The organism is Microbacterium sp. C5A9 (assembly GCF_022627955.1).
In the GTDB taxonomy this organism is placed as follows: domain Bacteria; phylum Actinomycetota; class Actinomycetes; order Actinomycetales; family Microbacteriaceae; genus Microbacterium.
The window spans coordinates 131,938-152,348 of the sequence record NZ_JABXGD010000002.1 but is presented as its reverse complement, the minus strand read 5'-3'; the positions used below and the strand labels follow the sequence as shown (position 1 = coordinate 152,348).

The following is a 20,411-nucleotide window of genomic DNA, read 5'->3' as shown; positions in this document are numbered from 1 at the left end:
GCGCGGCACGCGTCCACAGCTTCTGAAGCCTTAAGCCTCTTCGTCGTCCGATGTGGAGGAGGATTCCTCAGCGACCTGCACGATCACGAGGGTCACATTGTCGCGCCCGCCGTTCTCGAGGGCGGCAGCCAGCATCGCGTCGACCGCATCGGCCGGATCGGCGTTCTCCCGCAGGAAGTGCTGGATGCCGTAGTCGGTGAGCTCCTTCGTGAGGCCGTCGGAGCAGATCACGAATCGGTCGCCTGCCCGGAGATCGAGCGCCATGTAGTCGGGGGCAGTGAGCTCGCTGGCTCCGACAGCACGGGTGATGACATTGCTGTACGGGTGCCCCTCGGCCTCCTCGGGGCTGATCTTGCCCGAGGCGATGAGCTCCTGCACGACGGAATGATCGGTCGTCACCTGGACGAGTCGATCATCACGAAGCAGATACACCCGTGAATCACCGATGTTGAGCGAGACCCAGTGCGGCTCTCCGTCGGAGAACTCGAGGAAGATCCCGGTGAGGGTGGTGCCCGTGCCTTCGTCGGTGGTCTCCGGATGGTCTGCGATGTCGGCGACGGCGAGCTCGAGGGCTCCCTCGATCGAGGCGCGCTCGACGTTACCTGCAGCGGCGACCGCCTCGAGCCGCTTCACCGTGCTGGAACTCGCGATCTCGCCTCCGGCGTGCCCGCCCATCCCATCGGCGACGATGAACAGCGGATACGCGGCGAGGTATGCGTCCTGATTCGTCTCGCGGCGGCGACCCACGTCGGTCACCCCGGCCCAGGACACCGTCAGTGCGCTCTGAGACACTGTGATGCTGTGGGTCTTCGTCGTCGTCTCAGACACGCGTCGCCTCCGAATCGCCCTCGAACCGGGCGGCCCCAGCATACCCAGTCATCGGCAGAGCAGCCGACGTCGCGGTTCTGCTGTGACCGGTCCCGTCGACGGGGTGAGAGCGCCTCGAACCTGTGGCCGACGCGGGCAGACCGGGTGCGCCGTCACGGCGCTGCGAGGTGACCATGCACCCACGCTATCGCCTTCGGCCACTCTCGTCGCACTTCTCCACCGGATCGACGCACGCACAGAGCCCCCGACCGAGGTCGGGGGCTCTGTGTCGAAAATCAGGCGGGAGGCTGAGTCGGGTCCGTCGGAGGCGCGGGCGGAGCAGCCGGCGGCGCCGACGGAGGTGCCGGTGGAGCAGCCGGCGGTGCCGACGGAGGTGCCGGTGGAGCCGGCGGGACCTGCGGCCCGGCCGGAGGCGCCGAGGGGGCTGCCGGTGGGACACCGGGGCCCTGCGGAGCCGCGGGGCCTGCGGGAGGCGCGTAGCCCGGCTGGGCCGGCGGAGCGTATCCCTGCGGAGCCGGGGGTGCATACCCCTGGGGAGCACCATAGCCCTGAGGCGCACCGTAGCCCTGAGGAGCTGCAGGACGCGGCTGCACGGGAACACCCTGCCACACGGTGGTGTCGGCGAGCAGCTTGTTCGCCGACCACGACGCCGGCGCGATGTTCGGGTTCCACCGGGACTTGTCGAAGGCGTTGATGCCGAGCCAGACGACCGGCAGGAAGAAGTAGAGGATCACCCAGACGGCGTCCTTCTGGAGCTTCAGTCCGACGCGCCACGCCGCGATCAGGTCGAGGATCCTGGCGGCGATCGCGACGATCGGGAGGATCAGGAACCAGCCGAGGAACGGGATGATCGCACCGACCAGAGAACCGCCGAGAACGTAGAGCAGCAGCCAGGGGCTGAGGTCACCGAGCTTGTAGAAGATCATCGAGCTGTACACGGGCACCCACGCGCGCCACTTGCCCTGCACGCCTGCCTTCTCGAAGATCTTCATGTAGAACCATGAGTAGATCGCGTAGATGGCCAGAGGCAAGACCGTATAAAGCAGAATCAGGGCGACCAGAGCGCCGCCCGAGAGCCCGCCGTAACCGTAGTAATCGTCGTACATGATCCCCTCCGGATCCGATGGAGCGGCGCCGTGCGCGCCGCGTCACCCACCATAGCGGTGCGCCGATATGACGAGCAACGACCCATGCCGCGGGCGGACACTCGCGCGGCGAGCACCGTCACTCGGAGACGACGAGCTCCCACACGGAGTCGTCGGCGGAATCCCTCAGCACGACTCCCCGCTCGTGCGCCCAGCTCAGAAGCGCACCTCGGGAGCGGATCCGCGGGTGGTCCTCCGCGAGCGCCCGAACGAGCAGCCCCTTGGACTTCTTGTTGAAGTGGTTGAGCGCACGCCCGTGCTCGGTCACGACCCGCACATAAGCGGAGGGGACGGACGTCGGGACGGGTCCGAGGGCGACATAAGCCTCGCTGCGCAGATCGAGCACGAAGTCTGGTTCCTCGGCAGCGATCGCAGCGCTCGTCGCGCCGGACCAGTGCCTGCGGAGCGCCTGAACGCCCGGCAGCGAGACACCCGCCGCGAGACGGTACGTCGGGATCGGGTCGAGCGCCCCGATCGGACCGAAGGGGGCCGAATGAATCCAGACATGGTTCGAGAGCCACCGGCGCGAAGCGAGCGACAGCGTCGCGGCATCGAGAGCGTCATAGAGAACGCCTGTGTAGCGATCGACCGCCGGCATCGTGGCAGAGACGGCGAGGGCGCGATTGTGCGCGACATCACCGGCCTGCTTGGCACTCAGTTTGAGCACGCGGCGTGAGGCCTCCTCGTCAGCGGCGAGCTCGATGAGGGCATCCACCACAGCCTGACGCTCGTTGAGCAAGCCGGGGAGAGAGAGCGCTTCCAGCTCGAGAGGGGCACCAGCGCCGCCCGGGCGCTTGGTCTCGGAGGGCGGGAGCAGAATCTTCATGGAACCTCGGTCATACAGACGCGTCCGCCTCGACACCCGGGAGGATGTCGAGGCGGACGCGATGAACTGAACTGCTCAGGCGATGAGAGCCGCGTTGCCTGCCACGATCGTCAGAACGTCGCTCTCCATGGAGAGGAATCCGTCCTGTGCGTTGGCGAGCACCTTGGTGCCATCCGTCTGCGTGATGCGGACCTCTCCCTGGGCGAGGATCGCCAGGACGGGCTCGTGGCCGGTCATGAAACCGATCTCACCCTCGACGGTCTTGGCGACCACAAGGCTCGCCTCTCCCGTCCAGACCTCCGCATCCGCGGAGACGAGGCTGACATGCAGCGCCATGGTCAGCCGTTCTCCTTCTGGATCTTCGCCCACTGCTCTTCGACGTCGGAGATGCCACCGACGTTGAAGAAGGCCTGCTCGGCCACGTGGTCGAAGTCGCCGCGGGTGATCGCATCGAAGGACTCGATGGTCTCCTTGAGCGGGACGGTCGAACCCTCGACACCCGTGAACTTCTTGGCCATGTAGGTGTTCTGCGAGAGGAACTGCTGGATGCGACGTGCACGAGACACGACGATCTTGTCCTCTTCGGAGAGCTCATCGACACCGAGGATGGCGATGATCTCCTGCAGTTCCTTGTTCTTCTGGAGGATCTGCTTGACCGTGGTGGCGACGCGGTAGTGGTCCTCGCCCAAGTAGCGGGGGTCCATGATGCGCGACGTCGAGGTCAGCGGGTCGATGGCGGGGTACAGACCCTTCGACGCGATCTCACGCGAGAGCTCCGTGGTGGCGTCGAGGTGGGCGAACGTGGTCGCCGGAGCCGGGTCGGTGTAGTCATCGGCGGGCACGTAGATCGCCTGCAGCGAGGTGATCGAGTGGCCACGGGTCGACGTGATGCGCTCCTGGAGGAGACCCATCTCGTCGGCGAGGTTCGGCTGGTACCCCACGGCGGAGGGCATGCGGCCCAGCAGCGTGGAGACCTCGGAACCGGCCTGCGTGAAGCGGAAGATGTTGTCGATGAAGAGCAGAACGTCCTGCTTCTGCACGTCACGGAAGTACTCCGCCATCGTCAGAGCCGACAGGGCGACGCGAAGACGCGTTCCCGGCGGCTCGTCCATCTGGCCGAAGACGAGGGCCGTCTTGTCGAAGACACCCGCCTCTTCCATCTCGTGGATCAGGTCGTTGCCCTCACGGGTGCGCTCACCGACACCGGCGAACACCGACACACCACCGTGGTCCTGCGCGACGCGCTGGATCATCTCCTGGATGAGGACGGTCTTTCCGACACCGGCGCCACCGAACAGACCGATCTTTCCACCCAGAACGTAGGGCGTCAGAAGGTCGATCGACTTGATGCCGGTCTCGAACATCGTGGTCTTCGACTCGAGCTGGTCGAAGTTGGGAGCCTTGCGGTGGATCGGCCAGCGCTCGGTGACCTCGATGGTCTCGCCGGGCTCGAGGTTCAGGACCTCGCCGATCACGTTGAAGACCTTGCCCTTGGTGACGTCACCGACGGGGACCGAGATGGCCTCACCGGTGTCGCGGACTTCCTGGCCCCGGACGATGCCGTCGGTCGGCTTCAGTGCGATGGCGCGAACGAGGTCGTCGCCGAGGTGCTGAGCGACCTCGAGGGTGATCTCCGTCGACTCCTCGCCGATGACGATCGTGGTCTTCAGCGCGTTGTAGATGTCGGGGATCGAGTCGTGCGGGAACTCGATGTCGACAACCGGACCGTTGACGCGTGCGACGCGCCCGACGACCGCGGTCGCCGGCTGGTCAGCCGTGGCGGTGGTGGTCATTTTCGTCTCTTTCCTGATGGTCTATTTGCTCGACGAGAGTGCGTCGGCGCCGCCGACGATCTCCGCGATCTGCTGCGTGATCTCCGCCTGACGCGCGTTGTTGCGCAGGCGGGTGTAGTCGGTGATGAGCTTGTCGGCGTTGTCGCTGGCCGACTTCATCGCCTTCTGCGTCGCAGCCTGCTTGGCGGCGGACGACTGCAGGAGAGCGTTGAAGACGCGGCTCTGGATGTACACCGGCAGGATCGCGTCGAGGACTGTCTCGGCATCCGGCTCGAACTCGTACAGCGGGTAGACGGCGCTACCTGCTTCGGAGTCATCGGCTTCCGCGATCTCCAGCGGGAGCAGGCGCACGGATTCCGGCGACTGCGTCATCATGCTGACGAAGCGGTTGTACACGAGGTGGATCTCGTCGACGCCACCCTCGTCGGCACCGCGCGAGAAGTCCTCGAGCAGCGTGGCCGAGATCTCCTCGGCCGTGTGGAACGACGGGGTGTCGGTGTCGCCGGTCCACTCCGCAGCCGCCGCGATGCGACGGAACTGGAAGTAGCCGACGGCCTTGCGACCGACGAGGTAGAACACCGGCTCCTTGCCCTGACTGCGCAGGAGCTCCGCCACCTCGAGACCCTCACGGAGGATCTGCGAGTTGAAGGCTCCGGCCAGACCGCGGTCCGACGAGAAGATCACGACCGCGGAACGGCGGATCGTCTCGGGCTCGCGGGTGAGCGGGTGGTCGACGTTCGAGTGCGTCGCGACGGCGGACACGGCCCTCGTCACGGCACGCGCGAAGGGACTGGACGCCTTGACGCGTGCCATCGCCTTCTGGATGCGCGAAGCCGCGATGAGTTCCATCGCCTTCGTGATCTTCTTGGTCGTCTGAGCAGAAGAGATCTTCTGCTTGTAGACCCTGAGTTGAGCGCCCATGAAATCAGTTCCTCACGCGATTACGCGCGACGACCCTTGACGATCTTCTCCTGGTTGACGTCGTCGGCCTCGGCCGCACCGTGCTCCTCGTGGCCGGGAGCGCCGATGGCCTGCCCCTTGCCACCCTGGAACTCCAGGAGGAAAGCGTCCGTGTGCTTCTCGAGCTCTGCGACCGTGTCGTCATCGAGGACGTTGGTCTCGCGCAGGGTGTCGAGCACCGTGGTGTTGCGACGAAGGTAGTCCAGGAGCTCGCGCTCGAAGCGGAGGACGTCCGAGACCTCGATCGTGTCGAGCTTGCCCTTGGTTCCGGCCCAGATCGAGACGACCTGCTCCTCGACGGGGTACGGCGAGTACTGCGGCTGCTTGAGCAGCTCGGTCAGACGCGCACCACGGGAGAGCTGACGACGCGACGCCTGGTCGAGGTCGGACGCGAACATCGCGAAGGCCTCGAGCGAGCGGTACTGAGCGAGTTCGAGCTTGAGCGTTCCCGAGACCTTCTTGATCGACTTGACCTGAGCGTCTCCACCGACTCGCGAGACCGAGATACCCACGTCGACCGCCGGACGCTGGTTGGCGTTGAAGAGGTCGGACTGCAGGAAGATCTGGCCGTCGGTGATCGAGATCACGTTGGTCGGGATGTACGCCGAGACATCGTTGGCCTTGGTCTCGATGATCGGGAGACCCGTCATGGAACCGGCGCCGAGCTCGTCGGACAGCTTCGCGCAACGCTCCAGCAGACGGGAGTGCAGGTAGAAGACGTCACCCGGGTATGCCTCGCGGCCCGGCGGACGACGCAGCAGCAGCGACACGGCACGGTAGGCCTCAGCCTGCTTCGACAGGTCGTCGAAGATGATCAGGACGTGCTTGCCGCTGTACATCCAGTGCTGGCCGATGGCCGAACCGGTGTACGGAGCCAGGTACTTGAAGCCGGCGGGGTCGGAGGCCGGAGCTGCCACGATCGTGGTGTACTCCAGGGCACCGGCCTCTTCGAGCGCGCCCTTCACCGAGGCGATGGTCGAGCCCTTCTGGCCGATCGCGACGTAGATGCAGCGCACCTGCTTGTTGACGTCGCCCGACTCCCAGTTGTCCTTCTGGTTGATGATCGTGTCGATCGCGATCGCGGTCTTGCCGGTCTGGCGGTCGCCGATGATCAGCTGACGCTGGCCGCGTCCGACGGGGATCATGGCGTCGATCGCCTTGATGCCGGTCTGCATCGGCTCGTGCACCGACTTGCGCTGCATGACGCCGGGCGCCTGCAGCTCGAGCTCACGCGAGCCCTCGGTGGCGATCGAGCCGAGGCCGTCGATCGGGTTCCCGAGCGGGTCGACGACGCGACCCAGGTAGCCGTCACCCACGGGCACGGAGAGGACCTCACCCGTACGGGTGACCTCCTGTCCTGCTTCGACACCGGTGAAGTCGCCGAGGACGACCACACCGATCTGGTCCTGGTCGAGGCTCAGCGCGAGGCCCTTGGTGCCGTTCGCGAAGGCCACGAGCTCGTTGGCCATGACGCCGGGCAGGCCCTCGACGTGTGCGATTCCATCCGCTGCGTCGATGACGGTGCCGACCTCGGTCGCCGCTGCCCCGGTGGGCTCGTAGGCGGCGGCGAAGTCCTTCAGCGCGTCACGGATGACGTCGGGGCTGATCGATAGTTCTGCCATTGTCTTCCCTTTGTATCTGGGTGCGCGGTTCCCCGCGCGAAGTCGTGTTAGCCCGCGAGCTTCTGGCGAAGGTCGGCGAGTCGAGCGGAGATGCTGCCGTCGATGACGTCATCGGCGATCTGCACGCGCAGGCCTCCGACGACGGCGGGGTCGAAGACCTCGTTGAGGGATACGTTGCCGTCGTAGCGGCGCGAGAGTGCGGCGCTCAGGCGGGTGCGCTGGGCGTCGGTGAGCGGCTTCGCGGTGTGCACCGTCGCCACCACCCGATCGCCCTGGTTCGCGACGATGCGGGTCGCCCGCGAGAGCATCTGCCGGATGCGGCGCTCTCGCGGCTGGCGGACCAGCGACGAGACGATCAGCGCGGCGGCGTCGCTGACGCCCCCGGCCAGAAGCCTCTCGACGAGAGCTCCCTTCGCGTCCTCTCCTCCGAGGCGGGTTCCGAGCGCGAGCTCGAGATCCGCGTTCGCGGCGATGACCCGGGAGAAGCCGAACAGCTCTCCCCCGATGTCGGCCTGGGGAGCGGCGATCGCCGCGGCACGGATGGCGAGCTCCTCGATACCGTCGACGAGTTGCGACGAGGAGGACCAGCGCTGGGTCACGACGGTCTTCAGGACGTTCTGCACGTCCGGAGAGAATCCGCCGAAGACCGCCGACACGACGTTCTGTCGCGCCTCGGCCGGAGCCGAGGGATCGGTGAGCGCGCCGCTCAGCTGAGACGACTCCGCCACGGTCCTGGCAGCCGCGAACAGCTCCTTGGCCGAGTCGAGAGTGACGTCCTTCGCTGCGGCAAGCGCCTGAGTGGATGCCGCGAGTGCCTGAGTGGTCGCGCTGCCCATTACTGAGCCGCCTTCTCGGATGCCTCGAGGTCGGCGAGGAAGCGGTCCACGACCGCCGTCGCGCGAGCATCGTCCGAGAGCGTCTCGCCGACCACGCCACCGGCGAGGTCGATGGCGAGCGAGCCCACCTCGCTGCGCAGCGAGACGAGAGCGGTCTGGCGCTCGGCCTCGATCTGCGTGTGCGCGGTCGCCGTGATGCGAGCTGCCTCGCTCGAAGCGGTGTCCTTGGCCTCGGCGACGATCTTCTTGCCGTCCTCACGGGCGGCCTCACGGATCTCGCCGGCCTCGGTGCGCGCCTCGGCGAGCTGCCGGGTGTACTCCTCGAGTGCGGCCTCAGCCTGCTTCTGTGCCTCGTCGGCCTTGGCGATGTTGCCCTCGATCGCGGCGGACCGCTTGTCGAGCAGTGCCGTGAACTTCGGAAGGGCGACCTTCCACACGACGACCAGGATGACGAGGAACCACAGACCCGACCAGATGATGTCGTACCACGCGGGGATCAGCGGGTTAGGCGTTTCTCCCTCTGCTGCGAGGTTCGTGACAAGAGCGTTCAGCATCCTGTCTCCTTCAGAAGTCGGTAGAGATTACGGGAAGGGGATGAATCCGACGGCGATGCCGACGAATGCAAGCGCCTCGGTGAAGGCGATACCGATCCACATGAGGACCTGGAGGCGGCCGGCCAGCTCGGGCTGACGAGCGACACCCTCGATGGTCTTGCCGACGACGATGCCCACACCGATGGCCGGGCCGATTGCTGCGAGGCCGTAGCCGACCGAAGCGAGGTGACCGTTGATGTCTGCGAGAACCGTAGTAGCGTCCACGGGTTTTTCCTTTCGTTGGGTGGGCCGGCAGTCGCCGACCCGCTCAGTGCCTAGTGGGCTTAGTGCTCTTCTGCGACCGCGAGCTGGATGTAGACCGCGGTGAGGACGGTGAAGACGTATGCCTGGAGGACGGCGACCAGGATCTCGAAGAGAGTGAAGGCGCCGCCGAAGGCGAGGGTTCCGACACCGAGAGCGGCCCAGCCGCCACCTGCGGTGAAGAAGAAGAACTGGGTGGCCGCGAAGCACAGCACCAGGAGCATGTGTCCGACGACCATGTTCATCAGGAGTCGGAGCATCAGCGTGACGGGACGGATGATGAAGGTCGAGAGGAACTCGATCGGCGTCACGATGATGTAGACCGGCCACGGCACGCCCGAGGGGAACAGTGCGTTCTTGAAGAAGCCCACCGGGCTCTTCTTGATACCGGCGTAGATGAAGGTGATGTAGCTCACGAGAGCGAGCGTGAGCGGAACTGCCGCGATGCTCGTTCCGGCGATGTTCAGGAACGGGATGATTCCCGTGATGTTCATGAACAGCACCATGAAGAAGATCGTGGTGAGGATCGGCAGGAAGCGGTTGCCGTCCTTGCGTCCGAGCAGGTCGTGCGCGATGTTGGTGCGGACGAAGTCCAGCCCCATCTCGACGACACTCTGGAAGCGGCCGGGGACGACCTTCATCCGGCGGGTTCCGAGGACCAGGATCAGAACGACCGCCACGACGGCGATGAACTGCACGAGGTGGATTCGGTGCACGGGAACACCCGCGACTTCGAAGAGGATCTCCGGGAAGAACTCGTCGATCGAAGGTCCGTGGAACTCGCCGTCAGAGGCGAGTTTGGGCATCAGGGTCGCAGCAAGATTGAACAGCGCGGGCTCCAGCTTCGGGGCACCGGTCAGAACCGGGGCGACGATGGTCGGTGTGCTTCAAGCGCAAGCGCTCGCGGGCGAGCGGCGGGCACGTCTCAACACTATCAGAATAAGAGGGTGCCCTAAGACCGCGGGGCCTCTTCGGCGGGGCCTTCCGGGTCGCGGGTCTCGGGGACGATGTGATGCCGCCCCGGAGCGCGGTCCTCGGGCACGACGGTGGGCAGCTGGACGCCGGGTGCATGGTCGGTCGGCGCTTCGGTCGGCAGAGACGCGTCGCTCACGTTCGGCAGCCGCATCCGGGTGATCACGATCACGTCGATCACGAGGGTCGCCACGACGCCTGTGACGATCGACAGGAAGAAGACCATGGGGCTGATCCACGGCTGGCCGCTCAGCACGATCATGATCACGACGAAGAGGCCGAGCTTGAGCAGCCAGCCGCCCAGCACGATCGCGAAGAACAGCTGCACATACAGCGGATCGCCGAACCAGCGGTTGGCGATCAGGATGCTGAGCGCCGTGATGCCGAGGAACAGCATCGCGAGCACCACGCCGAGCAGGCCGCTGATCAGGCCCTCGGTCCCTCCGACGAGCAGACCGATCGCGCCGGCCACGATCGCGAGGATCACCATCGAGACGGCCGACCAGATCAGGGTTCTCCGCAGGATGGGGTTGCTGGAAACGGGGCTCGGGCTCACGGGGACTCCACGGGGTTCGGGTCGGGTTCAGCAGACGCCGCAGTCTTCCGACGGCGCAAGGGATTCAGGGTGATGACGAGGCAGGCGGCGATGCCCACCACGCCGAAGGCGACGCCGGGCAGGTACTGCCCCGGCCAGTCCTCGCGGGCGCCGACGTACATCAGCAGCACGGCGAGCGAGATGACGGCCGTCCAGGCATAGAAGATGAGCACGGCATCGCGATCGCGGTGTCCGAGGTCGAGCATCCGGTGGTGGAGGTGCTTCCGATCGGGCGAGAACGGGGACTTGCCCGCGTTCATCCGACGGAGGACGGCGAGTCCGAAGTCGAGGAGAGGCAGGAGCACGACCAGGAGCGGGAGCAGGATCGGGATGAATGCACCGAGCAGCTGCGAACGACCGAGCCGCTCGAGGTCGAGTGCCGACGGCTCGAGCTGGCCGGTCACGGCGATCGCCGAGGTCGCCATGAGCAGACCGAGCACGAGCGCACCCGAGTCGCCCATGAACAGCTTCGCCGGGCTCCAGTTGAAGGGCAGGAACCCGAGGCACGCGCCGATCAGCACCGCGGCGAGGAACGACGCGAGGTTGAAGTAGCTCGACGCACCGGTGTCGCGGGTCAGGATGTAGGAGTACGCGAAGAAGACGCCGTTCGCGATCAGACACACCCCGGCGACGAGACCGTCGAGACCGTCGATGAAGTTCACGGCGTTCATGACGATCACGATCGCGAACATCGTGATCGTGATGCTCAGCCAGCTGGAGAAGACGATGAGGTCGCCGAACGGCAGTGAGAGGATCTGCAGCCCTCCCCCGACCGTGATGATTCCCGCGGCGAGGAACTGGGCCCCGAGCTTGATCATCCAGTCGAGATCCCACAGGTCGTCGACGACTCCGATCACCGCGATCAGAAGCGCAGCGGCCAGGATCGACCACATCGTCTGGGGCGGCATCCAGATCGTCGCGAAGAACGGGTTCGCCGCCGAGACAGCCATCGTGATGGCGATGCCGAGGAAGATCGCCACTCCCCCGAGACGAGGGGTCGGGGTCGTGTGCACGTCGCGCTCACGGATGCTCGGATAGAGCTTGAAGCGGAGGCTCAGCTTCCAGACCGCCCAGGTCAGCGCGAACGTGATCGCGGCGGTGATGATGACGGTGAAGAGGTACTGCTTCACGAATCCCCGTCCGCGTCCTCCTGCGCAGGAGCGGGCTCGAGCAGATCCCCGAGCACCTCTTCGAGCCGTTCGCGACTGATCGCCCCTTCGCGCAGGACTCGCACCGTGCCGGTGCGGGGGTCGGGCGCACGCGCCACGAGCGAAGTCGCGTCGACGATCGTGGAGGCGATGCCGGTCTCGCTGACGCCGTCGGCGAGGTAGACCGACACGCTGTCGCCGAGCATCTGCTCGGCATCCTCCGCCGAGGTCGCGGCGTCGAGGCCGGTGAGGTTGGCGCTCGACACGGCCAGGGGTCCGGTCTCGGCGAGCAGCTCGAGTGCCACCCGTCCCTCGGGCATGCGCACGGCGACGGTGCCCAGGGTGTCTCCCAGGTCCCAGGCCAGCGACGGCTGAGCAGGCAAGACGATCGTCAGTCCGCCCGGCCAGAAGGCATCGACGAGACGCCGCACGGGCTCGGGTACGGACTCGGCAAGGGCTTCGAGAGTCTCGACCGAGCCGATCAGCACGGGCGGCGGCTGGTTGCGGCCGCGCCCCTTGGCGTCGAGAAGGCGCTGCACGGCCTGCGGGGAGAACGCGTCGGCGGCGACCCCGTAGACGGTGTCGGTGGGCATGACGATGAGTTCGCCGCGACTGATGGCCTGGCGCGCGTGACGCATTCCGGCGAGGAGCTGACCGTCGTCGCCGCAATCGAAGATGGAGGACATGACGACTCGATTCTAGCCGGGGTCTGCCTGAGCACGCGGTGACGGCGCGATCACGGCCGGAGAGCGGTCGTCGCGCGGTCGCGGAGAGTCAGATCACGATGCGTCGCCGCGGCCCTCCATCCCTCACGGGTGAGGATGCTGCGGATCTCCTCCCCCTGCAGCTCGCCGTGCTCGATGACCAGCAGACCGCCCGGTCGCAGCAGCTCGAGTGCGCGCACGCTCAGCACCCGCACGATGTCGAGCCCGTCCTCGCCTCCGTACAGGGCCATCGCGGGGTCGAAGAGACGGACCTCCGGATCGCGCGGGATCGCGGCGTCGGGGACGTACGGCGGGTTGGAGATCACGACCGAGGCGGTGCCGTCGATCTCACGGAACGCCTGCGCGAGATCCTCGTTCACCAGGGTCAGGTTCGCGACTCCCTCGGTGTTGCGCCGTGCCCACGGGAACGCGTCGGGCGAGAGCTCCGTCGCGTACACCCGGGCGTGCGGCACCTCCGTGGCCATCGCCAGCGCGATGGCGCCGCTGCCGGTGCCGAGGTCGACCGCGACCGGTGCGGGATCGGGAGCGGTCAGGAGTGCGTCGATCGCGAACTGCACCACGGTCTCCGTCTCGGGGCGCGGCACGAAGACGCCAGGGCCGACGGCGAGTTCGAGGTGTCGGAACGGCGCGGTTCCCGTGATGTGCTGCAGGGGCTCTCGTGCCGCGCGACGCCCGACGAGAGCCTCCACCGCCGCCTGCTCGTCCTCGCCCACGACGTCACCGCGGATGATCGCCGCCTGCACCTCTCCGCGCCGCGCACCCCGCACGTGCGCCATGAGCAGTTCCGCATCGACGAGCGGATCGGGGACTCCCGCCTCGGCCAGTCGCTGGGCTGCGGCGTGGACGAGGGAGGCGAGGGAGGTCTCAGGCATGTGCTCCAGCGTAGAGCCGGAAAGGCGTCACAATGCCCGGTGCCCGGGGCAGCTCACCTAGGCTGGAGCCGCAGTCCCCCATCACAGGAAGGCCTTCACATGTCCGGCATCCACCCCGACATCACCACCGCGTTCGGCAACACCCCGCTGGTTCGTCTGAACCGTGTCACCGAGGGCCTGGAGGCCACGGTGCTCGCCAAGCTGGAGTTCTACAACCCGGCGTCGAGCGTGAAGGACCGGCTCGGCATCGCGATCGTCGACGCGGCGGAAGCCTCGGGCGAGTTGAAGCCGGGCGGCACGATCGTCGAGGCGACGAGCGGCAACACCGGCATCGCGCTGGCGATGGTCGGCGCGGCGCGCGGCTACAAGGTGATCCTCACGATGCCCGCATCGATGTCGAAGGAGCGGCGCATGCTCCTCAAGGCATTCGGCGCCGAACTCGTCCTCACCGACCCCACGAAGGGCATGACGCACGCGGTCGCAGAAGCAGAGGCCATCGCCGCCCGGACGCCGGGTGCCGTGCTCGCCAAGCAGTTCGCCAACGAGGCGAACCCCGCGATCCACCGCCGGACCACGGCCGAGGAGATCCTCCGCGACACGGAGGGCTCTGTCGACTACCTGGTCGCCGGCATCGGGACCGGCGGTACCATCACCGGCGTCGGCCAGGTGCTGAAGGAACGCGTCCCCGGCGTGCAGATCATCGCCGTCGAGCCCAAGGACTCGCCCATCCTGACCGAGGGACACCCCGGACCGCACAAGATCCAGGGCATCGGACCGAACTTCGTGCCGCCCATCCTCGACCGTGACATCCTCGACGAGGTCATCGACGTCACCTTCGACGATGCCATCCGGGTCGCACGGGAGACCGCGAGCAGAGAGGGCATCCTCGTCGGCATGTCGAGCGGTGCCGCGATCTGGGCCGCTCTCGAGGTCGCGCGACGCCCGGAGGCCGCAGGCAAGACGATCGTCGTGATCATCCCCTCGTTCGGTGAGCGCTACCTGTCGACCGCCCTGTACGAGCACCTGCGCGAATCCTGATCCGACAGATGGGCATGATCGGCCGAATGCGCGAGGACATCGCGGCAGCACGACTTCGAGATCCCGCCGCGCGCAGTGCCGCCGAGGTGGCGCTGCTGTATCCCGGTCTCCACGCGATATGGGCGCATCGCATCTCGCACGCGCTCTGGCGCCGTCGGCTCCGGCTGTTGGCCCGCGCGACGTCGCAGGTCTCGCGCTGGCTCACCGGGATCGAGATCCACCCCGGCGCACAGATCGGTCGGCGATTCTTCATCGACCACGGCATGGGAGTGGTCATCGGCGAGACCGCCGAGATCGGCGACGACGTCATGCTCTATCACGGAGTCACGCTGGGCGGTCGCACTCGCGACCACGGCAAACGGCACCCCACCCTCCACGACGGCGTCGCCGTGGGGGCGGGAGCGAAGATCCTCGGGCCCATCACCATCGGCACAGGATCCGTGGTGGGCGCGAACGCCGTGGTCACCCGCGACGCGCCCGCCGACAGCATCCTGGTCGGGGTCCCGGCGAAAGCACGGGCACGCGTGCTCGGCGAGGACACCAAGGCAGTGCTCACCGCACCCGAATACTCGATCTGAGGGCCTGGAGCGCCTGCCGAGCCCTCAGCGATTCCGCGCCTTGTCGACCTTCTTGCGGAGGAAGATCAGCGGCAGCAGGACGCTGCCGACCGCGGTGATGAGCCAGACGATCACGGCTCCGAGCAGCCACCCGGAGACGTCGACGATGCGCAGCCCGCCGATGGGCAGCAGGACGACGATCACGAGGGCGATGAGGGTGGAGAAGATCCCGATGCCGCCCATGAGCACGGGGGCATAGCGATCGGCGATCTTGCTGACCCACGGCGCCAGTACGCTCTGCAGCACGGCGAAGATCAGGATGCAGACGACGAAGCCCCACCATTTGTCCCACTGGATCTGGAAACCGTCCAGGAGGAGATCGGCGGCGATGAGGCCGAGGCCCGCGGACACGACGTACATGAGAGCGCGGAACAGGAACGTGATCACGCGCTGAGCCTATCGCTCGCGGGCAGCGCCGCGGGGAACCGGTCGTGTCCGATTCCCCGCGGCGCGTCACGGCGCGACGAGCATCACTGGGCCACGAAGAGCGGGATCGCTCCCGACAGGATGCCGACCGCGAGCATCACGAGCGACACGACCGTGGCACGCCAGAGCACCTTGCGGTGGTGATCGCCGAGGTTCACGCTCGCCAGCGAGACGAGCAGCAGGATCGCGGGTACGAGGGGGCTCTGCAGATGCACGGGCTGACCGATGATCGACGCGCGCGCCATCTCGACAGGATCGATGCCGAACGCCGCGGCGCTCTGGGCGAGGACCGGCAGGATGCCGAAGTAGAACGCGTCGTTCGACATGAAGAACGTGAACGGGATCGACAGCAGCCCGGTGATGGGCGCGAGGAACGGGCCGAGCGCAGGCGGGAGGACGTCGGTGATCCACGTGGCCATCGCGTCGACCATCCCCGTGCCGGACAGGACGCCGACCAGGACTCCGGCGGCGATCACCATCGACACGACCCCCACGATGCTCGGAGCGTGCGCGACGATCTCGGATGCCTGGTCCTTGATGCCCCGGAAGTTCACCAGCAGGGCGACGGCGGCGCCGACCATGAAGACGTACGGGAGGGGCATGATGTCGATCACCAGCAGGACCATGACCGCGACGGTGAGCGCGAGGTTGAACCAGATCAGCGAGGGCCGCAGCGTGGGCCGTGCAGGATCGAGCATGGTGTCGGCCATCGCGGTGTCCGCGAGATCGACGCTCGCGGCGGAGACCGGACCGCGTCCGCCCGAGACGACGACGATGTTGCCGGTGCGCAGCGCCGCCCGTGCGCCGGGCTGCGCGTCGGAGCCTCGGAACAGCTTCGGCACGGTCGACAGCGCGCCGCCCTCGGCACCCGCGAGCGATCCGGACGCGTCGAGGCGACCGAGACGACGACGCTCCCCCAGCCCGAGCATCCAGGCGAAGCCGAGAGTCACCACGATTCCCACCCCGAGGGCGGGGAGCATCGGCACGAAGATGTCGGTCGGCTGCAGACCGAGCGCGGTCGCGGCTCGCACGGTCGGGCCGCCCCACGGCACGATGTTCAGCGTGCCGTTCATGAGTCCCGCCACGCAGGTGAGCACCACGGGGCTCATGCCGAGTCGGAGGTAGATCGGCAGCATGGCCGACGTCGTGATGATGAACGTCGTCGAGCCGTCGCCGTCGAGCGACACGGCGCCGGCCAGGATGGCGGTGCCGAGGACGACCTTCGCCGGATCGTCTCCGAGCAGGCGTGTGATCAGGCGGATGAGCGGATCGAAGAGGCCGACGTCGATCATGATCCCGAAGAACATGATCGCGAACATGAGCAGGGCCGCCGTCGGAGCCATGGTGGCGATCGAGTCGAGGATCATGTCGCCGAGACCGAGCCCCGCGCCGGCGAACAGGCCGAACACGGTGGGGACGAGGATCAGCGCGACCATCGGTGTGAGGCGCTTGGTCATGATCAGCGTCATGAACGCCAGCACCATCGTGAACCCGAGGAGGACGAGAAGCCACTCCGGCGGCACGAACGCCACGTCGTACGTGGGTGCCTCTTCGGCGGCCGCGAACAGGCCGGTGAGTGCGTCGGGCATACGGTGACTCCTTCGTCGTCGCACCGTCGTCTGAGACGGATCCTGACGAGACTAGGCAATCCGTCACCCGCGGGTGCGGTATCCCGCATTCCCTGACGTTGTGCGCGTAGCGTGGGTTCTGCGCATATTGCGCGAAGGGAGTCCCATGTCGACGACGACCAGACCGCGGTTCGCGACGCGCGCGCTGCTGCTGCACCTCGCGACCGTCGCTCTCGTCGTCGTGCTGTGCACCGGCGTCTACCTCCTGCTCACCGTCCAGCAGTTGCGCGCGGAAGCCGAGGCGACTGCTCTCGGCATCGCGCGGACGGTCGCTGAGGATCCTGATGTGCGCGCCGAGGTCGCGCGCATCTCCGCGGCGAACGACAGGCCCGATGCCGAGGCGCTCCGGCACGGCGAGCTCCAGAGCATCGCGATGCGCGTCTCCGACCGGACCGGCGCACTGTTCGTCGTGATCACCGACGAGGACGGCATCCGTCTCGCGCATCCCACCACCGCGAGGATCGGCGAAGTGGTCAGCACCCCTTTCGCCGAGGTCCTCGCGGGCAACGAGGTCGTCGACTGGCAGACCGGCACGCTCGGCGAGTCGGCGCGCGCGAAGGTCCCCGTGCTCGACGACGACGGGACGCCGGTCGGAGAGGTCAGCGTCGGGTTCGAGCGCACGGGCGTCTTCGACGATCTCCCGCCGCTGCTCACCGTGATCGGCCTCACAGCCGTCGGCGCGCTGACCCTCGCGGTGCTGACCTTCCTGCTGCTCCGCCGCCGTTGGGAGCGCCTGACCCTCGGCGTACAGCCCGAAGAGCTCGTGGCGCTGGTGCAGAACCAGACCGCCGTGCTCAACGGTGTGGATGACGGAGTGCTGGCGGTCGACACCGACGGGATCGTCCGGGTGAGCAACGACGCCGCCGACCGGATGCTGGGGCTCGAGTCGCCCATCGGACGTGCACTCATCGACCTCGCCCTTCCTGCCGCCGTCATCGAGACCGTGCGCGATTCCCGATCGCGATCCCACGCGGTGGTCGATGAACGCGTGCTGTATCTCGACTCGCGGCCCGTCGTGCGCGCCGGACGGCCGCTCGGCGACGTCCTGATCATCCGCGACCGCACCGATCTGGTCGCCCTGACCGAGCGGCTGGAGACCGTCCGCACCATGACCGCCGCGCTCCGCGTGCAGCGGCACGAGTTCGCGAACCGCATGCACGTCGCAGCAGGGCTGATCGATGCCGACCGGGTCCCTGGCGCACGGGCGTTCCTCGGTGAACTCGTCGAGCGCGGGTCCGTGGCGTTTCCCGTCGACGGCCTCGACGTGCTGAGCGACCCCTTCCTGCACTCGTTCCTCGGCGCCAAGGGCGTCGAAGCGGGTGAGCGGGGCGTCGCGCTGCGCGTTGCCGATTCCTCCCAGCTCATCGGCAGCGTCGCCGAGCCCGAGGACGTCGCCGCCGTGCTGGGCAACCTCGTCGACAACGCGGTGACGGCAGCCGTCGCCGGACCTCGGATCCCCCGCTGGGTCGAGGTGGCGGTGTTCAGCGACGGCGACGCGCTCGTGGTCACGGTGGCGGACTCCGGTCACGGTCTCGGCGACGTCGACCCGCTGTCACCGAGACCCTCGGAGGACGGCGACCCGGACAGCGTCCACGGACACGGCCTCGGCCTCCCGCTCTCGCGCGAGATCGCGCGCCGCAGACACGGCGATCTCTGGATCATCGACCACGGCGGCGCGGAGCACGGCGCGGTGTTCGCCGCTCGCCTGCACGGCGCCGTCTCCGCCCCGACCACAGCTCACGAGGAGCGACCATGACCGACCCCATCCGCGTTCTCATCCTCGACGACGACTTCCGCGTCGGGCAGCTGCACCAGGGCGTCGTCGACGGTCAACCGGGCTTCGCCGCACTCGATCCCGTGCGCTCCATCGCCGAGGCGCGCGAGGGCATCGCCTCGCTGCGACCCGACCTGATCCTGGCGGACGTCTTCCTGCCGGACGGCGACGGCATCGCTCTCGTCCGCGACACCGGGGTCGACGCCATTCTCATCTCGGCGGCCGACGATGCGCCGACCGTGCGCAGGGCGCTGAGATCGGGGGCGGTGGGCTATCTGCGCAAGCCCTTCGACCGACGCGCGCTGACCGCACTCCTCGAGCGCTATGCGCGCTATCGCAACCTCCTCGCCGGAGAGCGTCCCCTCCGTCAGGAGGACGTGGACCGCGCCCTGGCGATCCTGCACGGGTCCGGCGATACGGTCTCGGTCTCCCGCTCCGCGACCGAGCAGCTGGTGCTCGCCGCGCTCGGCGACGGCGAGGCGTCGGCCGCCGAGGTCGGTGACCGCGTCGGGATCTCCCGTGCGACGGCGCAGCGCCATCTCGCCGCTCTCGCCGCGAGGACCGTCGTGGAGGTGCGACTCCGTTACGGAGCCACCGGACGCCCGGAGCACCGGTACGCGGCACGCCGCTGATCGGGCACCGATCGCGCCGACGGGACTCGCCGTCGGCTCAGGACTCCGAGCCGACCGCGGCGAGCCGGGCCTCTTCGTCGGCCTGGATCGCACTCTCGATGATCGGCTCGAGAGCCCCGTCCATCACCTGGTCGAGGTTGTACGCCTTGAAGCCCGTACGGTGATCGGCGATGCGGTTCTCGGGGAAGTTGTAGGTGCGGATGCGCTCCGAGCGGTCCATCCCCCGGATCTGCGACTTGCGGGCGTCCGATGCCGCGGCGTCCAGCTCCTCCTGCTGCTTGGCGAGCAGCCGGGCGCGGAGCACGCGCATCGCCGCCTCGCGGTTCTGCAGCTGCGACTTCTCGTTCTGCATCGAGACGACGATCCCCGTCGGGACATGCGTGATGCGCACGGCGGAGTCGGTGGTGTTCACGGACTGGCCGCCGGGGCCCGAGGAGCGGAACACGTCGATCTTGAGATCGTTCTGGTTGATCGCGATCTCATCGGGCTCGTCGACCTCCGGGAACACCAGCACGCCGGTGGTCGAGGTGTGGATGCGGCCCTGCGACTCGGTCGCCGGCACGCGCTGCACACGGTGCACACCGCCCTCGTACTTCAGGTGAGCCCACACGCCCTGCGCGGGGTCGGTCGAGGATCCCTTGATCGCGACCTGGACATCCTTGTATCCGCCCAGATCGGACTCGTTGCGCTCGAGGAGCTCGGTCTTCCACCCCTTCGACGCCGCGTACTGGATGTACATGCGCAGCAGGTCTGCGGCGAACAGCGCCGACTCGGCGCCGCCCTCCCCCGCCTTGATCTCCATGATCACGTCGCGGGCGTCATCCGGGTCGCGCGGGATGAGCAGACGACGAAGCCTCTCCTGCGCGGCCTGGACGCCGTCTTCGAGGCCGGGGACCTCGTCGGCGAACGCCTCGTCCTCACGGGCGAGCTCGCGCGCGGCCTCCAGGTCGTCGACCGCCGCCACCCACGCGTCGTGCGCCGAGACGATGCGGGAGAGCTCGGCGTAGCGGCGGTTGACGCGCTTCGCCCGAGCGGCGTCGGCGTGCACCGCCGGGTCGGAGAGCTCCTCCTGCACCCGGCGATGCTCGTCGATCAGAGTCTGGACGGACTCGAACACAGC

General features: G+C 67.6%; 22 protein-coding genes. 4 read left to right on the top strand and 18 right to left on the bottom strand.

Annotated features, from left to right (window positions below; translation table 11 throughout):
* Positions 1-30 precede the first annotated feature (30 nt).
* The 15 genes from HWD99_RS03885 to prmC form a co-directional block, all read right to left on the bottom strand.
* Positions 31-828: a PP2C family serine/threonine-protein phosphatase gene (locus HWD99_RS03885; RefSeq protein WP_241794934.1), complete on the bottom strand. Its 798-nt coding sequence runs from the start codon at positions 826-828 to the stop codon at positions 31-33.
* 275 nt (positions 829-1,103) lie between these two features.
* Positions 1,104-1,934 (bottom strand): large exoprotein, encoded by an 831-nt coding sequence (locus HWD99_RS03880; RefSeq protein ID WP_241794933.1) that lies wholly within the window; start codon positions 1,932-1,934, stop codon positions 1,104-1,106.
* 118 nt (positions 1,935-2,052) lie between these two features.
* Positions 2,053-2,799: a YaaA family protein gene (locus tag HWD99_RS03875; RefSeq protein WP_241794932.1), complete on the bottom strand. Its 747-nt coding sequence runs from the start codon at positions 2,797-2,799 to the stop codon at positions 2,053-2,055.
* A gap of 75 nt (positions 2,800-2,874) precedes the next feature.
* Entirely contained in the window at positions 2,875-3,135 is a 261-nt protein-coding gene (locus HWD99_RS03870) for a F0F1 ATP synthase subunit epsilon (protein ID WP_056308253.1), read from the bottom strand.
* A 2-nt stretch (positions 3,136-3,137) separates the two neighbouring features.
* Positions 3,138-4,592 carry a F0F1 ATP synthase subunit beta gene (gene atpD, locus HWD99_RS03865; RefSeq protein WP_194764264.1) on the bottom strand — a complete coding sequence of 485 codons (1,455 nt, stop codon included), beginning with the start codon at positions 4,590-4,592 and terminating at the stop codon, positions 3,138-3,140.
* 21 nt (positions 4,593-4,613) lie between these two features.
* Positions 4,614-5,513: a F0F1 ATP synthase subunit gamma gene (locus HWD99_RS03860; RefSeq protein WP_241794931.1), complete on the bottom strand. Its 900-nt coding sequence runs from the start codon at positions 5,511-5,513 to the stop codon at positions 4,614-4,616.
* Between the two features lie 20 nt (positions 5,514-5,533).
* Positions 5,534-7,174: a F0F1 ATP synthase subunit alpha gene (atpA, locus tag HWD99_RS03855; RefSeq protein WP_241794930.1), complete on the bottom strand. Its 1,641-nt coding sequence runs from the start codon at positions 7,172-7,174 to the stop codon at positions 5,534-5,536.
* 47 nt (positions 7,175-7,221) lie between these two features.
* On the bottom strand, positions 7,222-8,010 hold the full coding sequence (locus tag HWD99_RS03850) for a F0F1 ATP synthase subunit delta (RefSeq protein WP_241794929.1): 789 nt from the start codon (positions 8,008-8,010) through the stop codon (positions 7,222-7,224).
* Entirely contained in the window at positions 8,010-8,564 is a 555-nt protein-coding gene (locus tag HWD99_RS03845) for a F0F1 ATP synthase subunit B (RefSeq protein ID WP_241794928.1), read from the bottom strand. The genes HWD99_RS03850 and HWD99_RS03845 overlap by 1 nt, the downstream gene beginning before the upstream one ends.
* Positions 8,565-8,591: 27 nt before the next feature.
* Positions 8,592-8,828 carry an ATP synthase F0 subunit C gene (gene atpE, locus HWD99_RS03840; RefSeq protein WP_042541851.1) on the bottom strand — a complete coding sequence of 79 codons (237 nt, stop codon included), beginning with the start codon at positions 8,826-8,828 and terminating at the stop codon, positions 8,592-8,594.
* 59 nt (positions 8,829-8,887) lie between these two features.
* Positions 8,888-9,670, bottom strand: coding sequence for a F0F1 ATP synthase subunit A (gene atpB / locus HWD99_RS03835; RefSeq protein WP_241794927.1), 783 nt, complete (start codon positions 9,668-9,670; stop codon positions 8,888-8,890).
* A gap of 146 nt (positions 9,671-9,816) precedes the next feature.
* Complete coding sequence (locus tag HWD99_RS03830) at positions 9,817-10,392, bottom strand: hypothetical protein (RefSeq protein WP_241794926.1); 576 nt, start codon at positions 10,390-10,392, stop codon at positions 9,817-9,819.
* On the bottom strand, positions 10,389-11,561 hold the full coding sequence (locus tag HWD99_RS03825; protein ID WP_241794925.1) for an MraY family glycosyltransferase: 1,173 nt from the start codon (positions 11,559-11,561) through the stop codon (positions 10,389-10,391). Before HWD99_RS03825 ends, HWD99_RS03830 begins: the two co-directional genes overlap by 4 nt.
* Positions 11,558-12,265 carry an L-threonylcarbamoyladenylate synthase gene (locus HWD99_RS03820; protein ID WP_241794924.1) on the bottom strand — a complete coding sequence of 236 codons (708 nt, stop codon included), beginning with the start codon at positions 12,263-12,265 and terminating at the stop codon, positions 11,558-11,560. The genes HWD99_RS03825 and HWD99_RS03820 overlap by 4 nt, the downstream gene beginning before the upstream one ends.
* A gap of 50 nt (positions 12,266-12,315) precedes the next feature.
* Entirely contained in the window at positions 12,316-13,176 is an 861-nt protein-coding gene (gene prmC / locus HWD99_RS03815; RefSeq protein WP_241794923.1) for a peptide chain release factor N(5)-glutamine methyltransferase, read from the bottom strand.
* A gap of 99 nt (positions 13,177-13,275) precedes the next feature.
* Here prmC and cysK point away from each other — a divergent pair, with 99 nt between their 5' ends.
* Both cysK and epsC read left to right on the top strand, forming a co-directional pair.
* A complete protein-coding gene (gene cysK, locus HWD99_RS03810) occupies positions 13,276-14,214 on the top strand; it encodes a cysteine synthase A (protein WP_241794922.1) in 939 nt (312 codons plus the stop codon).
* A gap of 8 nt (positions 14,215-14,222) precedes the next feature.
* Positions 14,223-14,792 (top strand): serine O-acetyltransferase EpsC, encoded by a 570-nt coding sequence (gene epsC, locus HWD99_RS03805; RefSeq protein WP_241794921.1) that lies wholly within the window; start codon positions 14,223-14,225, stop codon positions 14,790-14,792.
* Positions 14,793-14,816: 24 nt separating this feature from the next.
* Here the strand turns inward: epsC and HWD99_RS03800 are convergent, their stop codons facing one another.
* Positions 14,817-15,218, bottom strand: a complete 402-nt coding sequence (locus tag HWD99_RS03800; protein WP_241794920.1) for a hypothetical protein — start codon at positions 15,216-15,218, stop codon at positions 14,817-14,819.
* Positions 15,219-15,301: 83 nt separating this feature from the next.
* Positions 15,302-16,846: a CitMHS family transporter gene (locus HWD99_RS03795; protein WP_241794919.1), complete on the bottom strand. Its 1,545-nt coding sequence runs from the start codon at positions 16,844-16,846 to the stop codon at positions 15,302-15,304.
* Positions 16,847-16,991: 145 nt separating this feature from the next.
* On the opposite strand from HWD99_RS03795, the gene HWD99_RS03790 reads away from it, so the two are divergent.
* Together HWD99_RS03790 and HWD99_RS03785 are read left to right on the top strand one after the other, a co-directional pair.
* The gene (locus HWD99_RS03790; protein ID WP_241794918.1) at positions 16,992-18,641 is read left to right on the top strand and encodes a sensor histidine kinase; all 1,650 of its coding nucleotides are present in this window, start codon (positions 16,992-16,994) and stop codon (positions 18,639-18,641) included.
* Positions 18,638-19,291, top strand: coding sequence for a response regulator (locus HWD99_RS03785; RefSeq protein ID WP_241794917.1), 654 nt, complete (start codon positions 18,638-18,640; stop codon positions 19,289-19,291). The genes HWD99_RS03790 and HWD99_RS03785 overlap by 4 nt, the downstream gene beginning before the upstream one ends.
* A 37-nt stretch (positions 19,292-19,328) precedes the next feature.
* On the opposite strand, the gene prfA is transcribed toward HWD99_RS03785, so the two are convergent.
* Positions 19,329-20,408, bottom strand: coding sequence for a peptide chain release factor 1 (gene prfA / locus HWD99_RS03780; RefSeq protein WP_241794916.1), 1,080 nt, complete (start codon positions 20,406-20,408; stop codon positions 19,329-19,331).
* Between the last annotated feature and the right edge of the window lie 3 nt (positions 20,409-20,411).

Bases quoted from the DNA above. Each gene is read 5' to 3' on its own strand.
- HWD99_RS03880 (WP_241794933.1), bottom strand. From the start codon at position 1,934: ATGTACGACGATTACTACGGTTACGGCGGGCTCTCGGGCGGCGCTCTG.
- HWD99_RS03875 (WP_241794932.1), bottom strand. From the start codon at position 2,799: ATGAAGATTCTGCTCCCGCCCTCCGAGACCAAGCGCCCGGGCGGCGCT.
- HWD99_RS03870 (WP_056308253.1), bottom strand. From the start codon at position 3,135: ATGGCGCTGCATGTCAGCCTCGTCTCCGCGGATGCGGAGGTCTGGACG.
- atpD (WP_194764264.1), bottom strand. From the start codon at position 4,592: ATGACCACCACCGCCACGGCTGACCAGCCGGCGACCGCGGTCGTCGGG.
- HWD99_RS03860 (WP_241794931.1), bottom strand. From the start codon at position 5,513: ATGGGCGCTCAACTCAGGGTCTACAAGCAGAAGATCTCTTCTGCTCAG.
- atpA (WP_241794930.1), bottom strand. From the start codon at position 7,174: ATGGCAGAACTATCGATCAGCCCCGACGTCATCCGTGACGCGCTGAAG.
- HWD99_RS03850 (WP_241794929.1), bottom strand. From the start codon at position 8,010: ATGGGCAGCGCGACCACTCAGGCACTCGCGGCATCCACTCAGGCGCTT.
- HWD99_RS03845 (WP_241794928.1), bottom strand. From the start codon at position 8,564: ATGCTGAACGCTCTTGTCACGAACCTCGCAGCAGAGGGAGAAACGCCT.
- atpB (WP_241794927.1), bottom strand. From the start codon at position 9,670: ATGCCCAAACTCGCCTCTGACGGCGAGTTCCACGGACCTTCGATCGAC.
- HWD99_RS03820 (WP_241794924.1), bottom strand. From the start codon at position 12,265: ATGTCCTCCATCTTCGATTGCGGCGACGACGGTCAGCTCCTCGCCGGA.
- prmC (WP_241794923.1), bottom strand. From the start codon at position 13,176: ATGCCTGAGACCTCCCTCGCCTCCCTCGTCCACGCCGCAGCCCAGCGA.
- cysK (WP_241794922.1), top strand. From the start codon at position 13,276: ATGTCCGGCATCCACCCCGACATCACCACCGCGTTCGGCAACACCCCG.
- epsC (WP_241794921.1), top strand. From the start codon at position 14,223: ATGGGCATGATCGGCCGAATGCGCGAGGACATCGCGGCAGCACGACTT.
- HWD99_RS03795 (WP_241794919.1), bottom strand. From the start codon at position 16,846: ATGCCCGACGCACTCACCGGCCTGTTCGCGGCCGCCGAAGAGGCACCC.
- HWD99_RS03790 (WP_241794918.1), top strand. From the start codon at position 16,992: ATGTCGACGACGACCAGACCGCGGTTCGCGACGCGCGCGCTGCTGCTG.
- HWD99_RS03785 (WP_241794917.1), top strand. From the start codon at position 18,638: ATGACCGACCCCATCCGCGTTCTCATCCTCGACGACGACTTCCGCGTC.